The following is an 18,664-nucleotide window of genomic DNA, read 5'->3' as shown; positions in this document are numbered from 1 at the left end:
CTTTATAGCAAGGGCCCGAAAAAGCTGTCAACCAAAGCCCCCCAGCGAAATACTTACTAATGCGTGCTGATTCTTTCCTTAGCATCGCTGTCGCGCTTGTCATCTTTGGCGACAATCTCCGGAGCCACATCTGGCAAGGGCTCCGGGGCGTATTGCAGCGCAATTTGGAGGACTTCGTCAATCCATTTGACCGGTTTGATCTGAAGATCCTGTTTGATATTTTCCGGAATTTCCTTCAAGTCGCGAACATTCTCCTCGGGAATGATCACCGTCTTGATCCCGCCACGGTGTGCCGCCAGCAGTTTTTCCTTGAGCCCACCAATGGCCAGGACCTGGCCACGCAGGGTGATCTCGCCGGTCATCGCGACATCTGCGCGCACGGGGATCTGGGTCAACGCCGAGACCAATGCGGTGCACATGCCAATGCCTGCGCTCGGGCCATCCTTGGGTGTGGCACCTTCGGGCATATGGATGTGAACGTCGCGCTTTTCATGGAAGTCTGCAGCGATCCCCAGGCTTGCGGCACGGCTTCGCACCACGGTTTGCGCAGCGGTGATCGACTCGACCATGACGTCGCCCAGCGAGCCGGTCTTGATCAGCTGGCCCTTGCCGGGAATGACCACAGCTTCGATGGTCAGCAGCTCACCACCCACCTGGGTCCAGGCAAGGCCGGTGACCTGGCCGATCTGATCCTGCTGCTCGGCGAGGCCGTAGCGGAATTTCTTCACGCCCAGCAGTTGCTCAAGCTGCTCACCGGTGACCTTGACCTTGAACTGCTTCTGCCCAGTGTGCTCCTTGACCACCTTGCGGCACACCTTGGCAATCTGCCGCTCCAGGCCTCGCACACCAGCTTCGCGGGTGTAGTAGCGAATGATGTCGCGGATCGCCGAAACATCGACCTCCAGCTCATCCTTCTTCAAGCCGTTGGCCTTGACCTGCTTGGGCACCAGGTACTTGACCGCGATGTTGATCTTCTCGTCCTCGGTGTAACCCGGCAGACGGATGACTTCCATGCGGTCAAGCAGCGCCGGCGGGATGTTCATCGAGTTCGAGGTGCACAGGAACATCACATCCGACAGGTCGTAGTCGACCTCCAGGTAGTGATCGTTGAAGTTGTGGTTCTGCTCCGGATCGAGCACTTCCAGCAGCGCCGACGCCGGGTCGCCACGCATGTCGCTGCCCATCTTGTCGATTTCGTCGAGCAGGAACAGCGGGTTGCGTACGCCCACCTTGGTCATTTTCTGAATCAAACGGCCCGGCATCGAACCAATGTAGGTACGACGGTGACCGCGGATTTCCGCTTCGTCACGCACGCCACCGAGGGCCATGCGTACGAACTTGCGATTGGTGGCAGCGGCAATCGACTCGGCCAGCGAGGTCTTGCCCACGCCAGGCGGGCCGACCAGGCACAGCACCGGGCCGCGAATCTTCTTCACCCGCTTCTGCACGGCGAGGTATTCGAGAATGCGTTCCTTGACCTCTTCCAGGCCATAGTGGTCGGCATCCAGGATCTCTTCGGCCTTGGCGAGATCAAGGCGCACCTTGCTCTGGGCCTTCCACGGCACCTGCACCAGCCAGTCCAGGTACGAACGCACCACGGTGGCTTCAGCGGACATCGGCGACATCTGCTTGAGCTTGTTGAGCTCGGCCTGGGCCTTGGTCAGGGCGTCTTTCGGCAGGCCGGCGGCCTCGATGCGCTTCTTGAGTTCTTCGACTTCGTTGTGACCTTCGTCGCCATCGCCGAGCTCTTTCTGAATGGCCTTCATCTGCTCATTCAGGTAGTACTCGCGCTGGCTGCGCTCCATCTGCTTCTTGACCCGGCCACGGATGCGCTTCTCGACCTGCAACAGGTCGATCTCGGCATCCAGCAACGCCAGCACGTGTTCGACACGGGCCTGTAGGTCGACAATCTCGAGGATTTCCTGCTTCTGCTCGATCTTCAAGGCCATGTGCGCGGCCATGGTGTCGACCAGGCGGCCCGGCTCTTCGATGCTGTTGAGTGAAGACAACACTTCGGCCGGGACCTTCTTGCCCAACTGAACGTACTGCTCGAACTGCGACAGCAAGGTGCGCACGAAGACTTCAGATTCGCGCTCGGCGGCCTCAACTTCGTCGATCAGACTGACTTCGGCACGGATGTGGCCGTCGACTTCATTGAAGCGTTCGACTGAGCCGCGCTGTTCACCCTCGACCAGCACCTTGACGGTGCCATCGGGCAACTTGAGCAGTTGCAGGACGGTGGCGACGGTACCGACGCGGTACAGGGCGTCCTCACCCGGATCATCGTCGGCAGGGTTTTTCTGGGCCAGCAGGAGGATCTGCTTTTCGCCCGTCATCGCCGCCTCGAGGGCTTCGATGGACTTCTCACGCCCCACGAACAGTGGGATGACCATGTGCGGATAGACGACAACGTCGCGCAATGGCAAAAGAGGCAAGTCGAGGGTGGTCTTCATGATTTCGCCTCTACAGCGGCCTTGTGGCCGGAAACCGTTGGAAATGGTGCTTGGAGCTAATGTGGGGGCAGCCCTTTGAAATTACAAGCGCCGATACCAGGAAATGCAAAAAGGGGCCCGAAGGCCCCTTTCTGCATGCTGCCCCTTGCCCGATCAGGCGTCGGGGGCGGCCTTGGCTTGCGGCTCGCTGTTTTCGTAGATCAGCAGCGGCTTCGAAGTACCCTCGATGACGCTTTCGTCGATCACCACCTTGCTGACTTCCTTCTGCGAAGGAATCTCGTACATGGTGTCGAGCAGCACGCCTTCCAGGATCGAACGCAGGCCACGGGCACCGGTCTTGCGATCCAGCGCCTTGCGGGCAACGGCCTTGAGCGCATCGCTGCGGAACTCGAGGTCGACGCTTTCCATTTCGAACAGCTTGGCGTATTGCTTGGTCAGCGCGTTCTTCGGCTCGGTCAGAATCTGCATCAGTGCAGCCTCGTCCAGCTCGTCCAGCGTCGCCAGTACCGGCAGACGACCGACGAACTCGGGGATGAGACCAAACTTGACCAGATCGTCCGGCTCGACCTCACGCAGAGACTCGCCGACTTTCTTGCCTTCTTCCTTGCTGCGCACTTCTGCACTGAAACCGATACCACCCTTGGTGGAGCGGTTCTGGATGACCTTTTCCAGGCCAGAGAAGGCGCCACCGCAGATGAACAGGATATTGCGGGTATCAACCTGCAGGAATTCCTGTTGCGGGTGCTTGCGACCACCTTGCGGCGGCACGGAAGCGACAGTGCCTTCGATCAGTTTCAGCAGTGCCTGCTGCACGCCCTCACCCGAAACATCACGGGTAATGGACGGGTTGTCCGACTTGCGCGAAATCTTGTCGATCTCGTCGATGTAGACAATGCCCATCTGGGCCTTTTCCACGTCGTAGTCGCACTTTTGCAGCAGTTTCTGAATGATGTTCTCGACGTCCTCACCCACATAACCGGCTTCGGTCAGGGTGGTGGCGTCGGCAATGGTGAACGGTACGTTCAGCAGGCGTGCGAGGGTTTCGGCGAGCAGCGTCTTGCCCGAGCCAGTTGGCCCGATCAGCAGGATGTTGCTTTTGCCGAGTTCGACTTCGTCGCCCTTCTTGTCACGCTGGTTCAGGCGCTTGTAGTGGTTGTATACCGCTACGGCAAGCACCTTCTTGGCGCGCTCCTGACCAATGACGTACTGGTCCAGGATGCCGCTGATTTCTTTCGGCGAGGGTAACTTGTGCGCGTTGCTCTCGGCCTGGGCTTCCTGCACCTCCTCACGGATGATGTCGTTGCACAGGTCGACGCACTCGTCGCAGATAAATACCGAGGGGCCGGCAATCAACTTGCGCACTTCGTGCTGGCTTTTGCCGCAGAAGGAGCAATAGAGCAATTTGCCGTTGTCCTCGCCGTTACGGGTGTCAGTCATTCGATCGATCCAATCCGGTAGGCTTGAAACACAAGATGAAGGCAATCGCAGGCTTTTTCAAGTCCGCGGTCGGGCACACTGCGCACCCGACCGCTCTGGCGCATTGCTTCAGGATGCCAGTTGCCGCTTGTCGTAGACCGAGTCGATCAGGCCATACTCGGCCGCGCGCGCAGCGCTCATGAAGTTGTCACGCTCGGTGTCGCGCTTGATGGTCTCGAGTGACTGGCCGGTGTGATGGGCCAGCAGCTCGTTCAGGCGCGCCTTGATGTTGAGGATTTCCTGGGCGTGGATCTCGATGTCGGTCGCCTGGCCCTGGAAGCCGCCGAGCGGCTGGTGAATCATCACCCGCGAGTTCGGCAGGCAGTGGCGCTTGCCAGCGGCACCGGCCGCCAACAGGAAGGCGCCCATGCTGCAGGCCTGGCCGATGCAGATGGTCGAGACGTCCGGCTTGATGAACTGCATGGTGTCGTAGATCGACATGCCGGCAGTCACCGAACCGCCCGGCGAGTTGATGTACAGATGGATATCCTTGTCCGGGTTTTCCGCTTCCAGGAACAGCAGCTGCGCCACCACCAGGTTGGCCATGTAGTCTTCTACGGGGCCGACCAGGAAGATCACCCGCTCCTTCAAGAGGCGCGAGTAGATGTCATAGGCGCGTTCGCCACGGGCGGACTGCTCGATAACCATCGGGACCAGGCCGCCTGCGGCCTGGATGTCAGAGCTCTGCTGAATATAAGAATTGCGGGACATGTCCTGCACTCACTCCCAAATAGTCATGGCTTGAATACGCACAAGCCAGCGCGAAGGCTGGCTTGTGGGGGTTTCCTACGAGAGTAGCCTGTTACTCAGCGTCGGCTTGAGCCTGTGCTGGCTTTACAGCTTCTTCGTACGAGACCGATTTGTCGGTCACAGTCGCTTTCTGCAGGACAGTATCTACAACTTGTTCTTCCAGTACAACCGAACGCACTTCGTTCAGTTGCTGGTCGTTCTTGTAGTACCAGGCGATAACCTGCTCTGGCTCCTGGTAGGCCGAAGCCATTTCTTCGATCATTTCGCGCACTTTGGCGTCGTCCGGCTTCAGGTCGAACTGCTTGACCACTTCGGCGACGATCAGGCCCAGCACCACGCGGCGCTTGGCTTGCTCTGTGAACAGCTCGGCCGGCAGTTGGTCAGGCTTGATGTTGCCACCGAACTGCTGGACAGCCTGCACGCGCAGACGGTTGACTTCGTTTTCCAGCAGGGCTTTTGGCACTTCGATCGGGTTGGCGGCCAGCAGACCGTCCATGACCTGGTTCTTGACCTTGGTCTTGGTGGCCTGACGCAGTTCGCGCTCCATGTTCTTGCGAACTTCGCTGCGGAAGCCTTCCAGGGTCGACTCTTTGATACCGAATTGAGCGAAGAACTCTTCGTTCAGTTCTGGCAGCTGTGGTGCCGAAACGCTGTTGACGGTGATGGTGAACTCGGCGGCTTTGCCAGCCAGGTCGAGGTTCTGGTAGTCCTCTGGGAAGGTCACGTTGACAACGCGCTCTTCACCGGCCTTGGCGCCGACCAGACCTTCTTCGAAGCCTGGGATCATGCGGCCGGAACCCAGCACCAGCTGAGTGCCCTTGGCCGAACCACCGGCGAAGGCTTCACCGTCGATCTTGCCAACGAAGTCGATGTTGACTTGGTCGTCGTTCTGCGCAGCGCGCTCGACGGCCTCGAAACGGGTGTTCTGATTGCGCAGCACTTCCAGCATCTTGTCCAGGTCGGCATCAGCCACTTCGGCGCTCAGGCGCTCGACGCTGATCGATTCCAGGCCCGAAACGGTGAACTCAGGGAAGACTTCGAAGATGGCGACGAACTCGAGGTCCTTGCCCTTTTCGAACGACTTCGGCTCAACGGCAGGGGCGCCGGCCGGGTTCAGCTTCTGCTCGACGACGGCTTCGTAGAAGGAGGCCTGGACCAGGTCACCGAAAGCTTCCTGACGGGCATCGGCTTCGAAACGCTGGCGAATGACGCTCATCGGCACCTTGCCAGGACGGAAGCCTGCAACCTTGGCGCGACGGGCAGTCTGCTGCAGACGCTTGTTGACTTCGTTCTCGACGCGCTCGGCCGGAACGGCGATGGTCATGCGGCGCTCGAGAGCGGAAGTGTTTTCAACAGAAACTTGCATGGATATTCCTCGTTGCACAGACGTTAGCCGGCGATAGCCCGACTCCAGAATCAAGGGCAAGCATTCTAGTGACTCATGCAGCAGAAGTCACCCCACCCGGATTGTCGGCAGACCACGCCGGTCGATTTCCTTGAAAGGCCCAAGCGCCGTGGCGTCGAGCCTGTTTAAGCGTTGCCCGCGCAGGCCGTCATGGGCCGCGCGATTGTAAAACCTTGTCAAACAAACCCCGCCCAACCCGAACGCACCTTTTATTGCGGCTCGATCTCGTTGAACTGGCAGTATTCTTCCCACTCCATCCCCAGCGCCTCAGCCACCTCGCGGTGGGTTTCCAGGCGCATCGCCTGCAGCTGCTCCGGCGTTTGCGCGATCAATTGCAGGGCCAACTCCCAGGGCTGGATACCCTGCTCATCGGCGGCATCCTCGAACGCCCATTCGATCTGCTGCGCCTGCTCGCGCGCATCCAGCTCGCGAATCTCCTCGAGCAGTTGCGGATTGGCTTCGGCGAAACGTTGCAGCGCCAGGGCCTGGCGCGCTTCTTTTGCGATCATTTGCGGTATTCCTCTGCCAGCATCTTGGCCGGACGGTCAACCGGCTGAAATCTAACAGCTTTTATTGGGGCATCAATAGAGGATTGCAAGGGGGAGTCGAGCAATGATTGCAAAGCCCTCAGCCTGGGCCTTGCAGCCGCTGCGCTCGAGCGCCGCAAACCCTGCAATGCAGAAACAACAAAGGCGCCCGATCTTTCGATCAAGGCGCCTTCGTAAAATATGGGGTGGACGATGGGAATCGAACCCACGACAACCGGAATCACAATCCGGCGCTCTACCAACTGAGCTACGCCCACCATAATGCAGTGTTGCGGTACAGCCTTACAGAAACATGGTGCGGACGAAGAGACTCGAACTCTTACAGCTTGCGCCGCTGGAACCTAAATCCAGTGTGTCTACCAATTTCACCACGTCCGCATGAAGCGCTTAAAACAAAGGCGCCTGATCATTCAATCCTGGCGCCTCTGCCGAATCTGGGGTGGACGATGGGAATCGAACCCACGACAACCGGAATCACAATCCGGCGCTCTACCAACTGAGCTACGCCCACCATATTGCGTTACTGCTTACTTGCCCAGGCCTAATGGCGCACCCGGCAGGACTCGAACCTGCGACCATCCGCTTAGAAGGCGGATGCTCTATCCAGCTGAGCTACGGGCGCTTAAGCTTTCAGTCCGACTCAACAAGCCAACAAACCGCTTATTCCGTCCAACTTTGCCAACCCGTGCCAGGCAGTGCCCGACAAGTGCGGCGAATCTTATAGCCGACCCTCAAAGTCGTCAACATGTTTCTGAAAAAAATTTAAATTATTGAAGGGGTTAGGGGATTTGCCCGACCACCCGCCTTTGCCCTTGCGCCGTGTCGTGCGAGAATGCGCGCTTCTTCATGTTTCCTTCTCGATGGTTAATCACGCGTCTATGACTGCACACCTTATCGATGGCAAGGCGATCGCCGCCAACCTGCGCAAGCAGATCGCGCAACGTGTCGCGGAGCGCCGCCAGCAGGGCCTGCGTACGCCAGGCCTGGCAGTGATCCTGGTCGGTACCGACCCGGCCTCCCAAGTCTATGTCTCGCACAAGCGCAAGGACTGCGAAGAAGTCGGCTTCATCTCGCAGGCCTTCGACCTGCCCAGCGAGACCACCCAGCAGGCCCTGACCGAGCTGATCGACCGCCTCAACGACGACCCGGCCGTCGATGGCATCCTGCTGCAGTTGCCGCTGCCCGCGCACCTGGACGCCTCGCTGCTGCTCGAGCGCATTCGCCCGGACAAAGACGTCGACGGCTTCCACCCGTACAACATCGGCCGCCTCGCGCAACGCATCCCGCTGCTGCGCCCGTGCACCCCAAAGGGCATCATCACCCTGCTGGAAAGCACCGGCCAGGACCTGTACGGCATGAACGCGGTCATCGTCGGCGCTTCCAACATCGTCGGTCGCCCGATGGCCATGGAACTGCTGCTGGCCGGCTGCACCGTCACCGTCTGCCACCGCTTCACCAAGGACCTGGCCGGCCACGTCGGCCGTGCCGACCTGCTGGTGGTTGCCGCTGGCAAGCCGGGCCTGGTCAAGGGTGAGTGGGTCAAGGAAGGCGCGATCGTCATCGACGTCGGCATCAACCGCCAGGAAGACGGCAAGCTGGTCGGCGACGTGGTCTACGAGACCGCCCTGCCCCGCGCCGGCTGGATCACCCCGGTACCCGGCGGCGTCGGCCCGATGACCCGCGCCTGCCTGCTGGAAAATACGCTGTATGCCGCTGAAGAGCTGCACAAGTAAGTTGGCGTGAAGCGAAAACGGCACCTCTGGCAGGTGCCGTTTTTTTTGCCTGTAATTCCTGTGCTGGCCTCTTCGCGGGTAAACCCGCTCCCACAGGACCAGTGTGATCGCAACCCTATGGGAGCGGGTTTACCCGCGAAGAAGCCTGCGCAGTCCTCAGCCGATCATTTGCGCGCCGCCTCCCACGACTTGAGCAGTTCGTTGTAACTGACCGTTTCGCCCTTGGGCTTCTCGTTGGCCAGCTTCGGCTTCGGCGCCCCCGGCTGGTCGAACCAGTACTGGGCATCCTTCTCGGGGTTGAGCTTGGGCGCACAGGTAGCCTGCGCATTGGAGCGCTGCAGCCGCTCCATCATCCGGTCCTGATCCCGCGCCAGGCCGTCCAGCGCCTCTTGCGGCGTTTTCTCGCCACTGGCCACCTCGGCGATATGGCTCCACCACAGCTGCGCCAGGCGTGGATAATCCGGCACGTTGGTGCCGGTCGGCGTCCACTGCACCCGCGCCGGGCTTCTGTAGAACTCCACCAGCCCGCCCAGCTTGGGCGCGAGGTCGGTCATGGCCTGGGAGTTGATGTCCGACTCGCGTATCGGCGTCAGGCCGACGACGGTCTTCTTCAGCGACACGGTCTTGGAGGTGACGAACTGGGCATACAGCCAGGCCGCCAGACGCTGTTTCTCCGGGGTGGATTTGAAGAAGGTCCAGGAGCCGGTGTCCTGGTAACCGAGCTTCATCCCCTCCTCCCAGTACGGCCCCTTGGGCGAAGGCGCCATGCGCCACTTCGGCGTGCCGTCGGCGTTGACCACCGGCAGCCCGGGCTTGGTCATGTCGGCGGTGAAGGCGGTGTACCAGAAGATCTGCTGGGCGATGTTGCCCTGCGCCGGCACCGGGCCCGCCTCGGAGAAGGTCATGCCCTGGGCTTCCTTGGGGGCGTAGGCGCGCATCCAGTCCACGTACTTCTGCGTGGCGAACACCGCCGCCGGGCCATTGGTGTCGCCGCCGCGGGTCACACTGGAGCCCACCGGGTGGCAGTCCTCGACGCGAATGCCCCACTCGTCCACCGGCAGGCCGTTGGGCAGCCCCTTGTCGCCACCGCCGGCCATGGAAAACCAGGCGTCGGTGAAACGCCAGCCCAGCGAAGGGTCCTTCTTGCCATAGTCCATGTGGCCATAGACCCGCTTGCCGTCGATCTCCTTGACGTCCTCGCTGAAGAACTTGGCGATGTCCTCGTAGGCCGACCAGTTCACCGGCACGCCCAACTCGTAGCCGTACTTCTCCTTGAACTTGGCTTTAAGGTCCGGGCGCTCGAACCAGTCGGCGCGGAACCAGTAGAGGTTGGCGAATTGCTGGTCAGGCAACTGGTAGATCTTGCCGTCCGGCGCGGTGGTGAAGGAAATGCCGATGAAGTCCTTCAGATCCAGGGTTGGCGAGGTGTAGTTCTTGCCCTCATTGGCCATCAGGTCGGTGATGGATTCCACCTTGCCATAGCGAAAGTGCGTACCGATCAAATCGGAATCATTGACCCAGCCGTCATAGATGTTCTTGTCCGACTGCATCTGCGTCTGCAGCTTTTCCACCACATCGCCTTCCTGCAGCAGGTCGTGGGTCAACTGGATGCCGGTGATCTCGGTGAAGGCCTTGGCCAGCACCTTGGACTCGTATTCGTGGGTGGTGATGGTTTCCGACACCACGTTGATCTTCATCCCACGAAACGGCTCGGCGGCCTTGATAAACCACTTGAGCTCTTCGAGCTGCTGCTCCGGGGTCAGGGTCGACGGCTTGAACTCGCTGCCGATCCATTTTTTCGCCGCGTCTTCGTACTGGTCTGCCCAGGCCGTGCCGTGCAGGCCGGCCAGCACCAGCAGTGCGGCCAGGGTCAAATGTCGCCGTTTGTTGTCGTTATCGAACATTGTGATCTCCAGATTGCAGAAGAATCCTTGCCCCAGGCTCAACCCCAGCGCAGCACCACCACCAGCCACGCCAGCGACAGCAGCGAGGCCACCCACAACGGCCAGTCGCTCACCCCCACCACCAGCAGATGCAGGTAGGCGCTGACCAACAAGCCGATGAACAGCCGGTCGCCACGGGTCGTGGCAATCGGCAGAAAACCGCGACGTTCCAGGCACGGGCGGCGCAGTTCGAACAAGGTCATGCACATCAACAACAGGCCGATCGCCGTGAAGAACAGCGCGGTCGGCAGGGTCCAGGCCATCCACTCCATCATCCGCCCTCCTCACACCCGGCCCAGGGCAAAGCCCTTGGCCACATGGTTGCGCACGAACCAGATCACCAGCATGCCCGGCAGAATGGTCAGCACCCCGGCGGCCGCCAGCACGCCCCAGTCGATACCCGAGGCGGACACCGTGCGGGTCATCACCGCCGCGATCGGCTTGGCGTTCACTGAAGTGAGGGTGCGTGCCAGCAACAGCTCGACCCAAGAGAACATGAAGCAGAAGAAGGCCGTCACGCCGATCCCCGAACCGATCAGCGGGATGAAGATCTTCACGAAGAACCGCGGGAAGCTGTACCCATCGATGTAGGCGGTTTCATCGATTTCCTTCGGCACCCCGCTCATGAAGCCCTCCAGGATCCACACCGCCAGCGGCACGTTGAACAGGCAGTGGGCCAGGGCCACGGCAATGTGCGTATCGAACAGGCCGATCGACGAATACAGCTGGAAGAACGGCAGCAGGAACACCGCCGGCGGCGCCATGCGGTTGGTCAGCAGCCAGAAGAACAGGTGCCGGTCGCCAAGAAAGCGGTAACGCGAAAAGGCATAGGCCGCCGGCAAGGCCACCGTCAGCGAGATGACCGTGTTCAGGCACACGTAGTACAGCGAGTTGATATAGCCGCTGTACCAGCTGGCGTCGGTGAAGATCACCCGGTAGTTGTCGAAGGTGAACACCTGCGGCCACAACGTCAGCCCACCGAGGATCTCGCTGTTGCTCTTGAACGACATGTTCAGCAGCCAGTAGATCGGCACCAGCAGGAAGAAGAAGTACAACAACAGGGCCAGCGTTTTGCGCTTGCTCATGGCCTACTCCTTGTCGGCGTGGGTCATGGCTGTGTAGAACAGCCACGACACCAGCAGGATGATCAGGAAGTACACCAGCGAGAACGCCGCCGCCGGCCCCAGGTCGAACTGCCCCACCGCCATGCGCGTGAGGGTCTGGCTGAGGAACGTGGTGGCGTTGCCCGGCCCGCCGCCAGTGAGCACGAACGGCTCGGTGTAGATCATGAAGCTGTCCATGAAACGCAGCATCACCGCGATCAGCAGCACATTCTTGAGCTTCGGCAGCTGGATATGGCGAAACACCGCCCAGCCCGATGCCCGGTCGATGCGCGCAGCCTGGTAGTACACATCGGGGATGGCGCGCAAACCCGAATAGCACAGCAGCGCCACCAGCGAAGTCCAGTGCCACACGTCCATCACCAGCACGGTGACCCAGGCGTCGAACGGGTCGCCGGCATAGTTGTAGTTGACCCCAAGCTTGGCCAGCGTCGCGCCGAGCAGACCGATGTCGGCGCGGCCGAAGATCTGCCAGATGGTGCCCACCACGTTCCACGGGATCAGCAACGGAATGGCCATGAGGATCAGGCATACCGACGCCATGCGCCCACGGGTCGGCATGGTCAGGGCGATGGCGATACCCAGCGGGATTTCGATGGCCAGCACGCACCCGGAATAGATGAACTGGCGCAGCAGCGCATCATGCAGCGCCGGGTCGCGCAGCACCTGGCGGTACCAGTCGGCACCGACGAAGTAACGGTTGGAGGCATCGAAGATGTCCTGCACCGAGTAGTTGACCACGGTCATCATCGGGATCACGGCGCTGAACGCCACCAGCAGGAACACCGGCAGCACCAGCCACCAGGCCTTGTTGTTCGGCACCTTGTTCATGCCTCGGCCTCCACCAGCACATCGTCCAGATAGAGCATCAGCCATTGCGGCGGCAGGCTCACCCAGGCCCGGCCATGGGGCACCACCCGGTCCTCGCCCAGGCGCGCCTTGAGGGTGACCCCCGCCAGCACCAGCGTGAGGATGCGGTAGGTGCCCAGGTCCTCCACGTCCACCACCCGCGTCTCGAAAGCGTTGTCGAAGGGGTGCTCCCACACCTGCACGAACTCCGGGCGGATGCCCACCTGCAAACGCCCGCCTTCGGAGGTTGCCAGGCGCTCACGCCCCCCCTCGTGCAACACCAGATGGACATCGCCAAAGCTCACGCCGTCGGCCTCGGCGCGCACATCGATCAGGTTCATCCCGGGGCTGCCGATGAAATAGCCGACGAAGGTATGCCGGGGCCGTTCGAACAGCTCGCGCGGGGTGCCGAACTGGACGATGCGCCCGGCGTGCATCACCGCGATCTTGTCGGCGAAGGTCGAGGCCTCCAGCTGATCGTGGGTGACGTAGATCATGGTGATGTTGAACTGCTCGTGGATCTGCTTGAGCTTGCGCCGCAGCTTCCATTTCAGGTGCGGGTCGATCACCGTCAGCGGCTCGTCGAAAAGGATCGCCGAAACGTCGTCGCGCACCAGCCCGCGGCCCATGGAGACCTTCTGCTTTTCGTCGGCGCTGAGGTTGCGTGCGCGCTTGTGCAGCACCGCGGTCAGCTCCAGCACCTCGGCGATTTCCTCGACCCGCGCACCTACCCGCGCCTCGTCCAAGCCCTGGTTGCGCAGAGGGAAGGCCAGGTTGTCGAACACCGTCATGGTGTCGTACACCACCGGGAACTGGAAAACCTGGGCGATGTTGCGCTGCTGCGGGGTCAAGGCGTTGACCACTTTGCCGTCGAACAGCACCTCGCCATGGGAGGGCGCGAGCAGGCCGGAGATGATGTTGAGCAAGGTCGACTTGCCGCAGCCGGACGGCCCGAGCAAGGCATAGGCACCGCCCTGGGCCCACACATGATCCAGCTCATGCAAGGCATAGTCGTCGGCGCTTGCAGGCGAGCGGCTGTAGCTGTGGGCCAACTGGTGCAGGCGGATCTCGGCCATCAGGCGCTCCTCGCGTCGCGCAGGCGTGGCGCCTGCACCAGGGCGTCGGCGCTGTCGAAGATGAACAGCTTGTGGGTGGGGACGAACACGCGGATCGGCGTGTCCACCTGATATTCGTGCACGCCCGGCAGATGCAGGGTCATGCGCCAGTGCTCGTTGCGCACATGCAGGAAGGTTTCCGAGCCGCTGATCTCGGCCAGTTCCACCAGCACCGCCAGCTCCAGGTCATCGTCGCGCGACGGCACCAGGGCCAGGTGGCCGGGACGGATACCGAAACGATACTCGCCGTCCGCCAGGTCGCGCAGGTCGGCCGTGCGGGCAAAGTGCACGGCACCGGCCAGGCTCACCTCGTTGCCGACAATGCGCCCGGGCACCAGGTTGATCGGCGGCTCGCAGAACAGCTCGGCGGCCAGCACGCTGGCGGGCCGTTGATACACCTCGGTGGTGCGGCCGCTCTGGATCACCCGGCCCTCGTGCAGCAAGGTGGTGGTGCCGCCCAAGGCCAGCGCCTCGTTGGGCTCGGTGGTGGCATACACGGCGATGCAGTTGCGCTCGGCGAACAGGCTGCGCAGCTCCTGGCGCAGGCCCTCGCGCAGCTTGTAGTCGAGGTTGACCAGGGGCTCGTCGAACAGGATCAGCGAGGCGTCCTTGACCAATGCCCGGGCCATGGCGGTGCGCTGCTGCTGGCCACCCGACAGTTCCAGCGGCAGGCGCCCGAGAAAGGGCTCGATGCGCAACATCTCGGCCGTTTCGCGCACCCGCCGCTGGATGTCCGGCTCGGCCATGCGCGCCTGACGCAACGGCGAGGCGATGTTCTCGAACACCGTGAGCGTGGGATAGTTGATGAACTGTTGATAGACCATCGATACGTTGCGGCTGCGCACCGGGCGCCCGGTGACATCCTCGCCATCCATCAGCACGCGGCCGCTGTCCGGGCGGTCGAGGCCGGCCATCAGGCGCATCAGGCTGGTCTTGCCGGCCAGGGTGCGGCCCAGCAGCACGTTGAACGAGCCGGGCTCGAAGCGCAGGCTGGCGTCGTCGATCCACAGCTGGTTGTCGACACTGCGGCGTACCTGCTCCAGCACCAGGGACATGGCGTGGCCTTCTTGTAATGGTTGTCCAGCCCCCTCAGCCAGTTCCGTGCCAGCCCGGCACAACCGCTCTATACCGGCATCTCGCGCCCAGGCGCGGCACGCGGCCTGTACAGATGTGAACAGTTTCGCTGAACAACTGAACACCCTCGGGTTTGACATTGAACAGCACTGAACGACACTCAATCGCGGTCGCCAATAAAAACAACACCCCACAGGACAGGCCCATGGCCCACTCCGTTTCGACCCACGCCCAACTGATCCAGGCCTCCTGGGCGCGCTGCCGCGAGCACGGCCTGCAGCCCCAGCAAACGCCCGACTTCGATTGCCTGACCGGTGCCGAGCTCGATGCCCTGCTCGAACGCAACCAAGTGCTCCTACGCCTCACCCATGACGACGTGCTGCCGCAATACGCGCACCTGCTGGGCAACGCCAGCCACCTGGTGATGCTCGGCGACGCCAGCGGCTGCCTGCTCGGCGCCTGGGGTACCCGGCGCTTCGTCGACCCCCGCCAGCAGCACGCCTTCAGCCCCGGCGCACGCTGGCGCGAACAAGGCGTCGGCACCAACGCGCTGGGCACAGCATTGGTGTGCGGCGAGGCCATCCATGTCGGCCAGGACGAGCACTACCTGAGGCAGAACCGCTACATGGCCAGCGCCGCCGCACCGCTGTTCGACGCCGAACGGCGCCTGGTCGGCGTACTCGACGTGGCCAGCGACGGCTACCTGCCCGCCGCCCAGACCCTGGGCCTGGTGCGCATGCTCAGCCAGAGCCTGGAAAACCGGCTGATCCTCGCCGGGCCCGGCGAGCAGCATTGGCAGCTGCTGTTCAACACCGCCGCCGACAACCTCGACAGCCCCTGGGCCGGCCTGCTGTTGTTCGACGAGCGCGGCGAGGTGCGTGCGGCCAACCACCGCGCAGGCAGCCTGCTGGGCGTCGACCCGCGCCACCTGCATCTGGCGCAGCTGTTCCAGGTGCCGTTGCGGCAGATCCTCGAACACGCCGAAGGCCGCCCCTTCGCCCTGCTCGCCCATGGCCGCCAACGCCTGCATTGCCAGTGGCAGGGGCCACGCCGGCCACCTGCGCGCCGTGTGCCCAGCTCCACGGATGCGCGTGTGAGCAAGGCGCTGGCCCAGGCCGGTGTGCTGCTGGAGAAGGACATCCCGCTGCTGGTGCAGGGCGAGACCGGGGTAGGCAAGGAGGTGTTCGTCAACGCCCTGCACCAGGCCAGCAGCCGGGCGCGCCAGCCGCTGATCGCGGTCAACTGCGCGGCGATCCCGGCCGAACTGGTGGAGTCGGAGCTGTTCGGCTACGAAAAAGGCGCCTTCACCGGCGCCCACCATAAAGGCAACCCCGGGCTGATCCGCAAGGCCGACGGCGGCGTGCTGTTCCTCGACGAAATCGGCGACATGCCGCTGGCCACCCAGGCCCGCCTGCTGCGTGTACTGCAGGCCCGCAGCATCCAGCCGCTGGGCAGCGGCGAGCCGGTGGCGCTGGACATACGCGTGGTGTCGGCGAGCAACCGCGACCTCGCCGCCGAGGTACGTGCCGGGCGTTTTCGCCAAGACCTTTATTACCGCATCGCCGGGTTGACCCTGGTGCTGCCGGCGCTACGCGAACGCAGCGACCGCCGCGCGCTGATCGAAGAGGTGCATGGGCGCCATCGCGAGCCCGGCCAGCCCGAGCGCCTGGCGGATGATGTGCTGCTGTTGCTGGAGCGGCATCCCTGGCCGGGCAATCTGCGTGAGCTGGTCAGTGTGATGCAGGTGGCGCTGGCACTGGCTGGCGATCAGCCGGTCGGGGAGGAGCATCTGCCGGACAGTTTTCTGGCCGAGGCCGGGGAAAGCGCAGCACCTGAACACGCCCCGAGCGACCTGGGCAAACTGCTGCAGCGTGCCAATGGCAATCTCTCTTCTGTAGCCAGAGCGTTGGGGATTAGCCGCACGACTCTTTACAAGCGTTTGCGCGAACAAGGCCTGGTGATTTCCAGCGGGTGATGCAGTACCTGTACCGGCCTCATCGCTGGCAAACCAGCTCCCACAAAGATCCTGCAATAGCGCACGCCATCTTGTGGGAGCCGGCTTGCCAGCGATGAGGCCAGCACGGACACAACAGATTCCGCTGCCAAACCCGCCATTTCAGCTGAACCCGCCGCCCACCCCACGCGCTTCAGCCGGGATTACGCCCTGATCCGCCCGACAATGGTCACACAGCCCACCCGTGGATGCGTGCCCAATGCAAACAACAAATACCGTCCTCATGATTCGCCCGGCGCGGTTCGCCTTCAACCCGGACACCGCCGTCAACAACCGCTTCCAGCAGGCCCCACTGGACCCTGATACCGCCAGCGCCAAGGCCCTGGAAGAGTTCGACGGCTACGTCGCCAGCCTGCGCCAGCACGGCGTCGAGGTGCTGGTGGTGCAGGACACCCCCGAGCCGCACACGCCCGACTCGATCTTCCCCAACAACTGGTGGAGCAGCCACGCCGACGGCAGCCTGGTGCTCTACCCGATGGAAGGCCAGAACCGCCGCCTGGAGCGCAGCAAGGGCGTGCTGCGGGCACTGGACGAGCGTTTCAGCATCAGACAGACCGTCGATCTGAGCCCGCTGGAACAGCAGAATCTGTTCCTCGAAGGCACCGGCAGCATGGTCCTGGACCGCGAACACCGCATCAGCTATGCCTGCCACTCCGGCCGCACCCACGAACAGGCCCTGCGCCAGTTCGCCGAGCAGCTCGACTACCGCCTGTGCCTGTTCCACGCCGTCGACCGCCAGCACGCGCCGATCTACCACAGCAACGTGATGATGAACGTCGGCCGCCAGCTCGCCGTGGTGTGCCTCGACGCCCTGCCCCACGCCAGCGAACGCCAGGCCCTGGAGCACTCGCTGCGCGACACCGGCAAGCAGGTACTGGCGCTCAATCACGACCAGCTGGAGAACTTCGCCGGCAACATGCTCGAAGTGCACGACCGCGACGGTCGCTCGCTGCTGGTGATGTCGCGCAGCGCCTGGCGCTCGCTGGACGCCGGCCAGCGCAGCCAGGTCGAGCGCCACAGCCACCCGCTGGTGGTGAACATCGACCATATCGAACGCATCGGCGGCGGCAGCGCGCGCTGCATGCTCGCCGAAGTCCACCTGCCCTCGCGCCACTGAATTCAAAGGAGAATCACCATGACCCGCTATATCGACGTGCAAGACCTCGCCCGCCTGGTCAACCGCAAGGGCCTGCCCACCTGCCTGGCAGAAATGGCCGAGTACATCCGCCAGGACTACCTGCGCTGGCACGACTTCGAAAAATGCCCACGCCTGGCCAACCACTCGCCGGACGGGGTGATCGAGCTGATGCCGGTGTCCGACGCCAGCCTGTACGCCTTCAAGTACGTCAACGGCCACCCCAAGAACACCCACAACGGCCTGCTCACGGTGATGGCCTTCGGCGCCCTGGGCGACGTCGATACCGGCGCGCCGGTGCTGCTCAGCGAGATGACCCTGACCACCGCGATTCGCACCGCCGCCACCTCCGCCCTGGCCGCCCGCTACCTGGCGCGCAAGGACAGCAAGCGCATGGCGCTGATCGGCAACGGTTCGCAAAGCGAGTTCCAGGCCATCGCCTTCCACACCCTGCTGGGCATCGAGGAGATTCGCCTGTTCGACATCGACCGCGCAGCCTCGGAAAAACTCGCGGCCAACCTGGCCGGCTTCCCACAGCTGAAACTGACCATCGCCGCCAGCGTGGCCGATGCGGTGCGCGGCAGCGACATCGTCACCACGGTCACCGCCGACAAGGCCTACGCCACCATCCTCACCCCCGAAATGATCGAGCCCGGCATGCACCTGAATGCCGTGGGCGGTGACTGCCCGGGCAAGACCGAACTGCACCGCGAGATCGTCGAGCGGGCCCGGGTGATCGTCGAGTACGAACCGCAGAGCCGTATCGAAGGCGAGATCCAGCAGATGCCAGCCGATTCGCCGACCACCGAGTTCTGGCAGGTGGTCGAAGGCATCGCGGCCGGGCGCGAGAGCGCCGAGCAGGTGACGCTGTTCGACTCGGTCGGTTTTGCCATCGAGGACTACTCGGCGCTGCGCTATGTGCTGGATGTGGCCAAGGCGCTGGACATTGGCCATGACATCAACCTGGTGCCGGAACTGGCCAATCCGAAGGATCTGTTCGCCCTGCTGCAGCCGGCGGCGGTTGAACGCAAGGCCAGCGCTGCCTGAT

Annotated in this window: 15 protein-coding genes and 4 tRNA genes; 4 read left to right on the top strand and 15 right to left on the bottom strand. The window is 62.7% G+C overall.

The features are described 5' to 3' along the window. Positions 1 to 56: 56 nt before the first annotated feature. The 9 genes from lon to ACQ4N9_RS20165 all read right to left on the bottom strand — a co-directional run bounded on the left by lon (position 57) and on the right by ACQ4N9_RS20165 (position 7,254). A complete protein-coding gene (lon, locus tag ACQ4N9_RS20205; RefSeq protein WP_390967512.1) occupies positions 57 to 2,453 on the bottom strand; it encodes an endopeptidase La in 2,397 nt (798 codons plus the stop codon). Between the two features lie 153 nt (positions 2,454 to 2,606). Next, positions 2,607 to 3,890 (bottom strand): ATP-dependent Clp protease ATP-binding subunit ClpX, encoded by a 1,284-nt coding sequence (gene clpX, locus ACQ4N9_RS20200; RefSeq protein WP_125463465.1) that lies wholly within the window; start codon positions 3,888 to 3,890, stop codon positions 2,607 to 2,609. Between the two features lie 108 nt (positions 3,891 to 3,998). Further along, a complete protein-coding gene (gene clpP / locus ACQ4N9_RS20195) occupies positions 3,999 to 4,640 on the bottom strand; it encodes an ATP-dependent Clp endopeptidase proteolytic subunit ClpP (RefSeq protein WP_011533114.1) in 642 nt (213 codons plus the stop codon). A gap of 91 nt (positions 4,641 to 4,731) precedes the next feature. Continuing rightward, the gene (gene tig / locus ACQ4N9_RS20190; RefSeq protein WP_390967511.1) at positions 4,732 to 6,045 is read right to left on the bottom strand and encodes a trigger factor; all 1,314 of its coding nucleotides are present in this window, start codon (positions 6,043 to 6,045) and stop codon (positions 4,732 to 4,734) included. 248 nt (positions 6,046 to 6,293) lie between these two features. Beyond that, on the bottom strand, positions 6,294 to 6,593 hold the full coding sequence (locus tag ACQ4N9_RS20185) for a DUF6388 family protein (protein ID WP_390967510.1): 300 nt from the start codon (positions 6,591 to 6,593) through the stop codon (positions 6,294 to 6,296). A 220-nt stretch (positions 6,594 to 6,813) separates the two neighbouring features. Further along, positions 6,814 to 6,889 (bottom strand) — tRNA-His (locus ACQ4N9_RS20180). Between the two features lie 36 nt (positions 6,890 to 6,925). Beyond that, a tRNA-Leu gene (locus ACQ4N9_RS20175) sits at positions 6,926 to 7,010 on the bottom strand. Positions 7,011 to 7,067: 57 nt separating this feature from the next. Beyond that, positions 7,068 to 7,143 (bottom strand) — tRNA-His (locus tag ACQ4N9_RS20170). Between the two features lie 34 nt (positions 7,144 to 7,177). Beyond that, a tRNA-Arg gene (locus ACQ4N9_RS20165) sits at positions 7,178 to 7,254 on the bottom strand. A 256-nt stretch (positions 7,255 to 7,510) separates the two neighbouring features. Between ACQ4N9_RS20165 and folD the strand changes: the two genes are divergently transcribed. Continuing rightward, complete coding sequence (gene folD, locus ACQ4N9_RS20160; RefSeq protein WP_110994358.1) at positions 7,511 to 8,365, top strand: bifunctional methylenetetrahydrofolate dehydrogenase/methenyltetrahydrofolate cyclohydrolase FolD; 855 nt, start codon at positions 7,511 to 7,513, stop codon at positions 8,363 to 8,365. 164 nt (positions 8,366 to 8,529) lie between these two features. On the opposite strand, the gene ACQ4N9_RS20155 is transcribed toward folD, so the two are convergent. From ACQ4N9_RS20155 to ACQ4N9_RS20130, 6 genes are read right to left on the bottom strand one after another with little or no spacing between them, the layout of a single operon-like run. Then, entirely contained in the window at positions 8,530 to 10,269 is a 1,740-nt protein-coding gene (locus tag ACQ4N9_RS20155) for an extracellular solute-binding protein (protein ID WP_110994359.1), read from the bottom strand. A gap of 38 nt (positions 10,270 to 10,307) precedes the next feature. After that, positions 10,308 to 10,580 carry a DUF2160 domain-containing protein gene (locus ACQ4N9_RS20150; protein ID WP_390967620.1) on the bottom strand — a complete coding sequence of 91 codons (273 nt, stop codon included), beginning with the start codon at positions 10,578 to 10,580 and terminating at the stop codon, positions 10,308 to 10,310. A gap of 12 nt (positions 10,581 to 10,592) precedes the next feature. After that, on the bottom strand, positions 10,593 to 11,393 hold the full coding sequence (locus ACQ4N9_RS20145; RefSeq protein ID WP_125463462.1) for a carbohydrate ABC transporter permease: 801 nt from the start codon (positions 11,391 to 11,393) through the stop codon (positions 10,593 to 10,595). Between the two features lie 3 nt (positions 11,394 to 11,396). Beyond that, positions 11,397 to 12,260 carry a carbohydrate ABC transporter permease gene (locus ACQ4N9_RS20140; RefSeq protein WP_153789122.1) on the bottom strand — a complete coding sequence of 288 codons (864 nt, stop codon included), beginning with the start codon at positions 12,258 to 12,260 and terminating at the stop codon, positions 11,397 to 11,399. Then, positions 12,257 to 13,354, bottom strand: a complete 1,098-nt coding sequence (locus ACQ4N9_RS20135) for an ABC transporter ATP-binding protein (RefSeq protein ID WP_390967509.1) — start codon at positions 13,352 to 13,354, stop codon at positions 12,257 to 12,259. Before ACQ4N9_RS20135 ends, ACQ4N9_RS20140 begins: the two co-directional genes overlap by 4 nt. Continuing rightward, positions 13,354 to 14,448 carry an ABC transporter ATP-binding protein gene (locus ACQ4N9_RS20130; protein WP_390967508.1) on the bottom strand — a complete coding sequence of 365 codons (1,095 nt, stop codon included), beginning with the start codon at positions 14,446 to 14,448 and terminating at the stop codon, positions 13,354 to 13,356. The genes ACQ4N9_RS20135 and ACQ4N9_RS20130 overlap by 1 nt, the downstream gene beginning before the upstream one ends. A gap of 224 nt (positions 14,449 to 14,672) precedes the next feature. Here ACQ4N9_RS20130 and ACQ4N9_RS20125 point away from each other — a divergent pair, with 224 nt between their 5' ends. The 3 genes from ACQ4N9_RS20125 (at position 14,673) to ACQ4N9_RS20115 (ending at position 18,663) form a co-directional block, all read left to right on the top strand. Beyond that, complete coding sequence (locus ACQ4N9_RS20125) at positions 14,673 to 16,442, top strand: sigma-54-dependent Fis family transcriptional regulator (protein WP_390967507.1); 1,770 nt, start codon at positions 14,673 to 14,675, stop codon at positions 16,440 to 16,442. Between the two features lie 238 nt (positions 16,443 to 16,680). Next, the gene (gene ctlX, locus ACQ4N9_RS20120; protein WP_390967506.1) at positions 16,681 to 17,598 is read left to right on the top strand and encodes a citrulline utilization hydrolase CtlX; all 918 of its coding nucleotides are present in this window, start codon (positions 16,681 to 16,683) and stop codon (positions 17,596 to 17,598) included. A gap of 18 nt (positions 17,599 to 17,616) precedes the next feature. Continuing rightward, positions 17,617 to 18,663, top strand: a complete 1,047-nt coding sequence (locus tag ACQ4N9_RS20115) for an ornithine cyclodeaminase (protein ID WP_390967505.1) — start codon at positions 17,617 to 17,619, stop codon at positions 18,661 to 18,663. Position 18,664: the final 1 nt, after the last annotated feature.

The sequence above is a fragment of the Pseudomonas sp. ES1 genome (genome assembly GCF_050586605.1).
Taxonomy (GTDB): Bacteria; Pseudomonadota; Gammaproteobacteria; order Pseudomonadales; family Pseudomonadaceae; genus Aquipseudomonas; species Aquipseudomonas sichuanensis.
The sequence above is the reverse complement of the archived record's forward strand: the minus strand, read 5'-3'. Positions and strand labels throughout refer to the sequence as shown.

Bases quoted from the DNA above. Each gene is read 5' to 3' on its own strand.
- lon (WP_390967512.1), bottom strand. From the start codon at position 2,453: ATGAAGACCACCCTCGACTTGCCTCTTTTGCCATTGCGCGACGTTGTC.
- clpX (WP_125463465.1), bottom strand. From the start codon at position 3,890: ATGACTGACACCCGTAACGGCGAGGACAACGGCAAATTGCTCTATTGC.
- clpP (WP_011533114.1), bottom strand. From the start codon at position 4,640: ATGTCCCGCAATTCTTATATTCAGCAGAGCTCTGACATCCAGGCCGCA.
- tig (WP_390967511.1), bottom strand. From the start codon at position 6,045: ATGCAAGTTTCTGTTGAAAACACTTCCGCTCTCGAGCGCCGCATGACC.
- ACQ4N9_RS20185 (WP_390967510.1), bottom strand. From the start codon at position 6,593: ATGATCGCAAAAGAAGCGCGCCAGGCCCTGGCGCTGCAACGTTTCGCC.
- folD (WP_110994358.1), top strand. From the start codon at position 7,511: ATGACTGCACACCTTATCGATGGCAAGGCGATCGCCGCCAACCTGCGC.
- ACQ4N9_RS20155 (WP_110994359.1), bottom strand. From the start codon at position 10,269: ATGTTCGATAACGACAACAAACGGCGACATTTGACCCTGGCCGCACTG.
- ACQ4N9_RS20150 (WP_390967620.1), bottom strand. From the start codon at position 10,580: ATGGAGTGGATGGCCTGGACCCTGCCGACCGCGCTGTTCTTCACGGCG.
- ACQ4N9_RS20145 (WP_125463462.1), bottom strand. From the start codon at position 11,393: ATGAGCAAGCGCAAAACGCTGGCCCTGTTGTTGTACTTCTTCTTCCTG.
- ACQ4N9_RS20140 (WP_153789122.1), bottom strand. From the start codon at position 12,260: ATGAACAAGGTGCCGAACAACAAGGCCTGGTGGCTGGTGCTGCCGGTG.
- ACQ4N9_RS20135 (WP_390967509.1), bottom strand. From the start codon at position 13,354: ATGGCCGAGATCCGCCTGCACCAGTTGGCCCACAGCTACAGCCGCTCG.
- ACQ4N9_RS20130 (WP_390967508.1), bottom strand. From the start codon at position 14,448: ATGTCCCTGGTGCTGGAGCAGGTACGCCGCAGTGTCGACAACCAGCTG.
- ACQ4N9_RS20125 (WP_390967507.1), top strand. From the start codon at position 14,673: ATGGCCCACTCCGTTTCGACCCACGCCCAACTGATCCAGGCCTCCTGG.
- ctlX (WP_390967506.1), top strand. From the start codon at position 16,681: ATGCAAACAACAAATACCGTCCTCATGATTCGCCCGGCGCGGTTCGCC.
- ACQ4N9_RS20115 (WP_390967505.1), top strand. From the start codon at position 17,617: ATGACCCGCTATATCGACGTGCAAGACCTCGCCCGCCTGGTCAACCGC.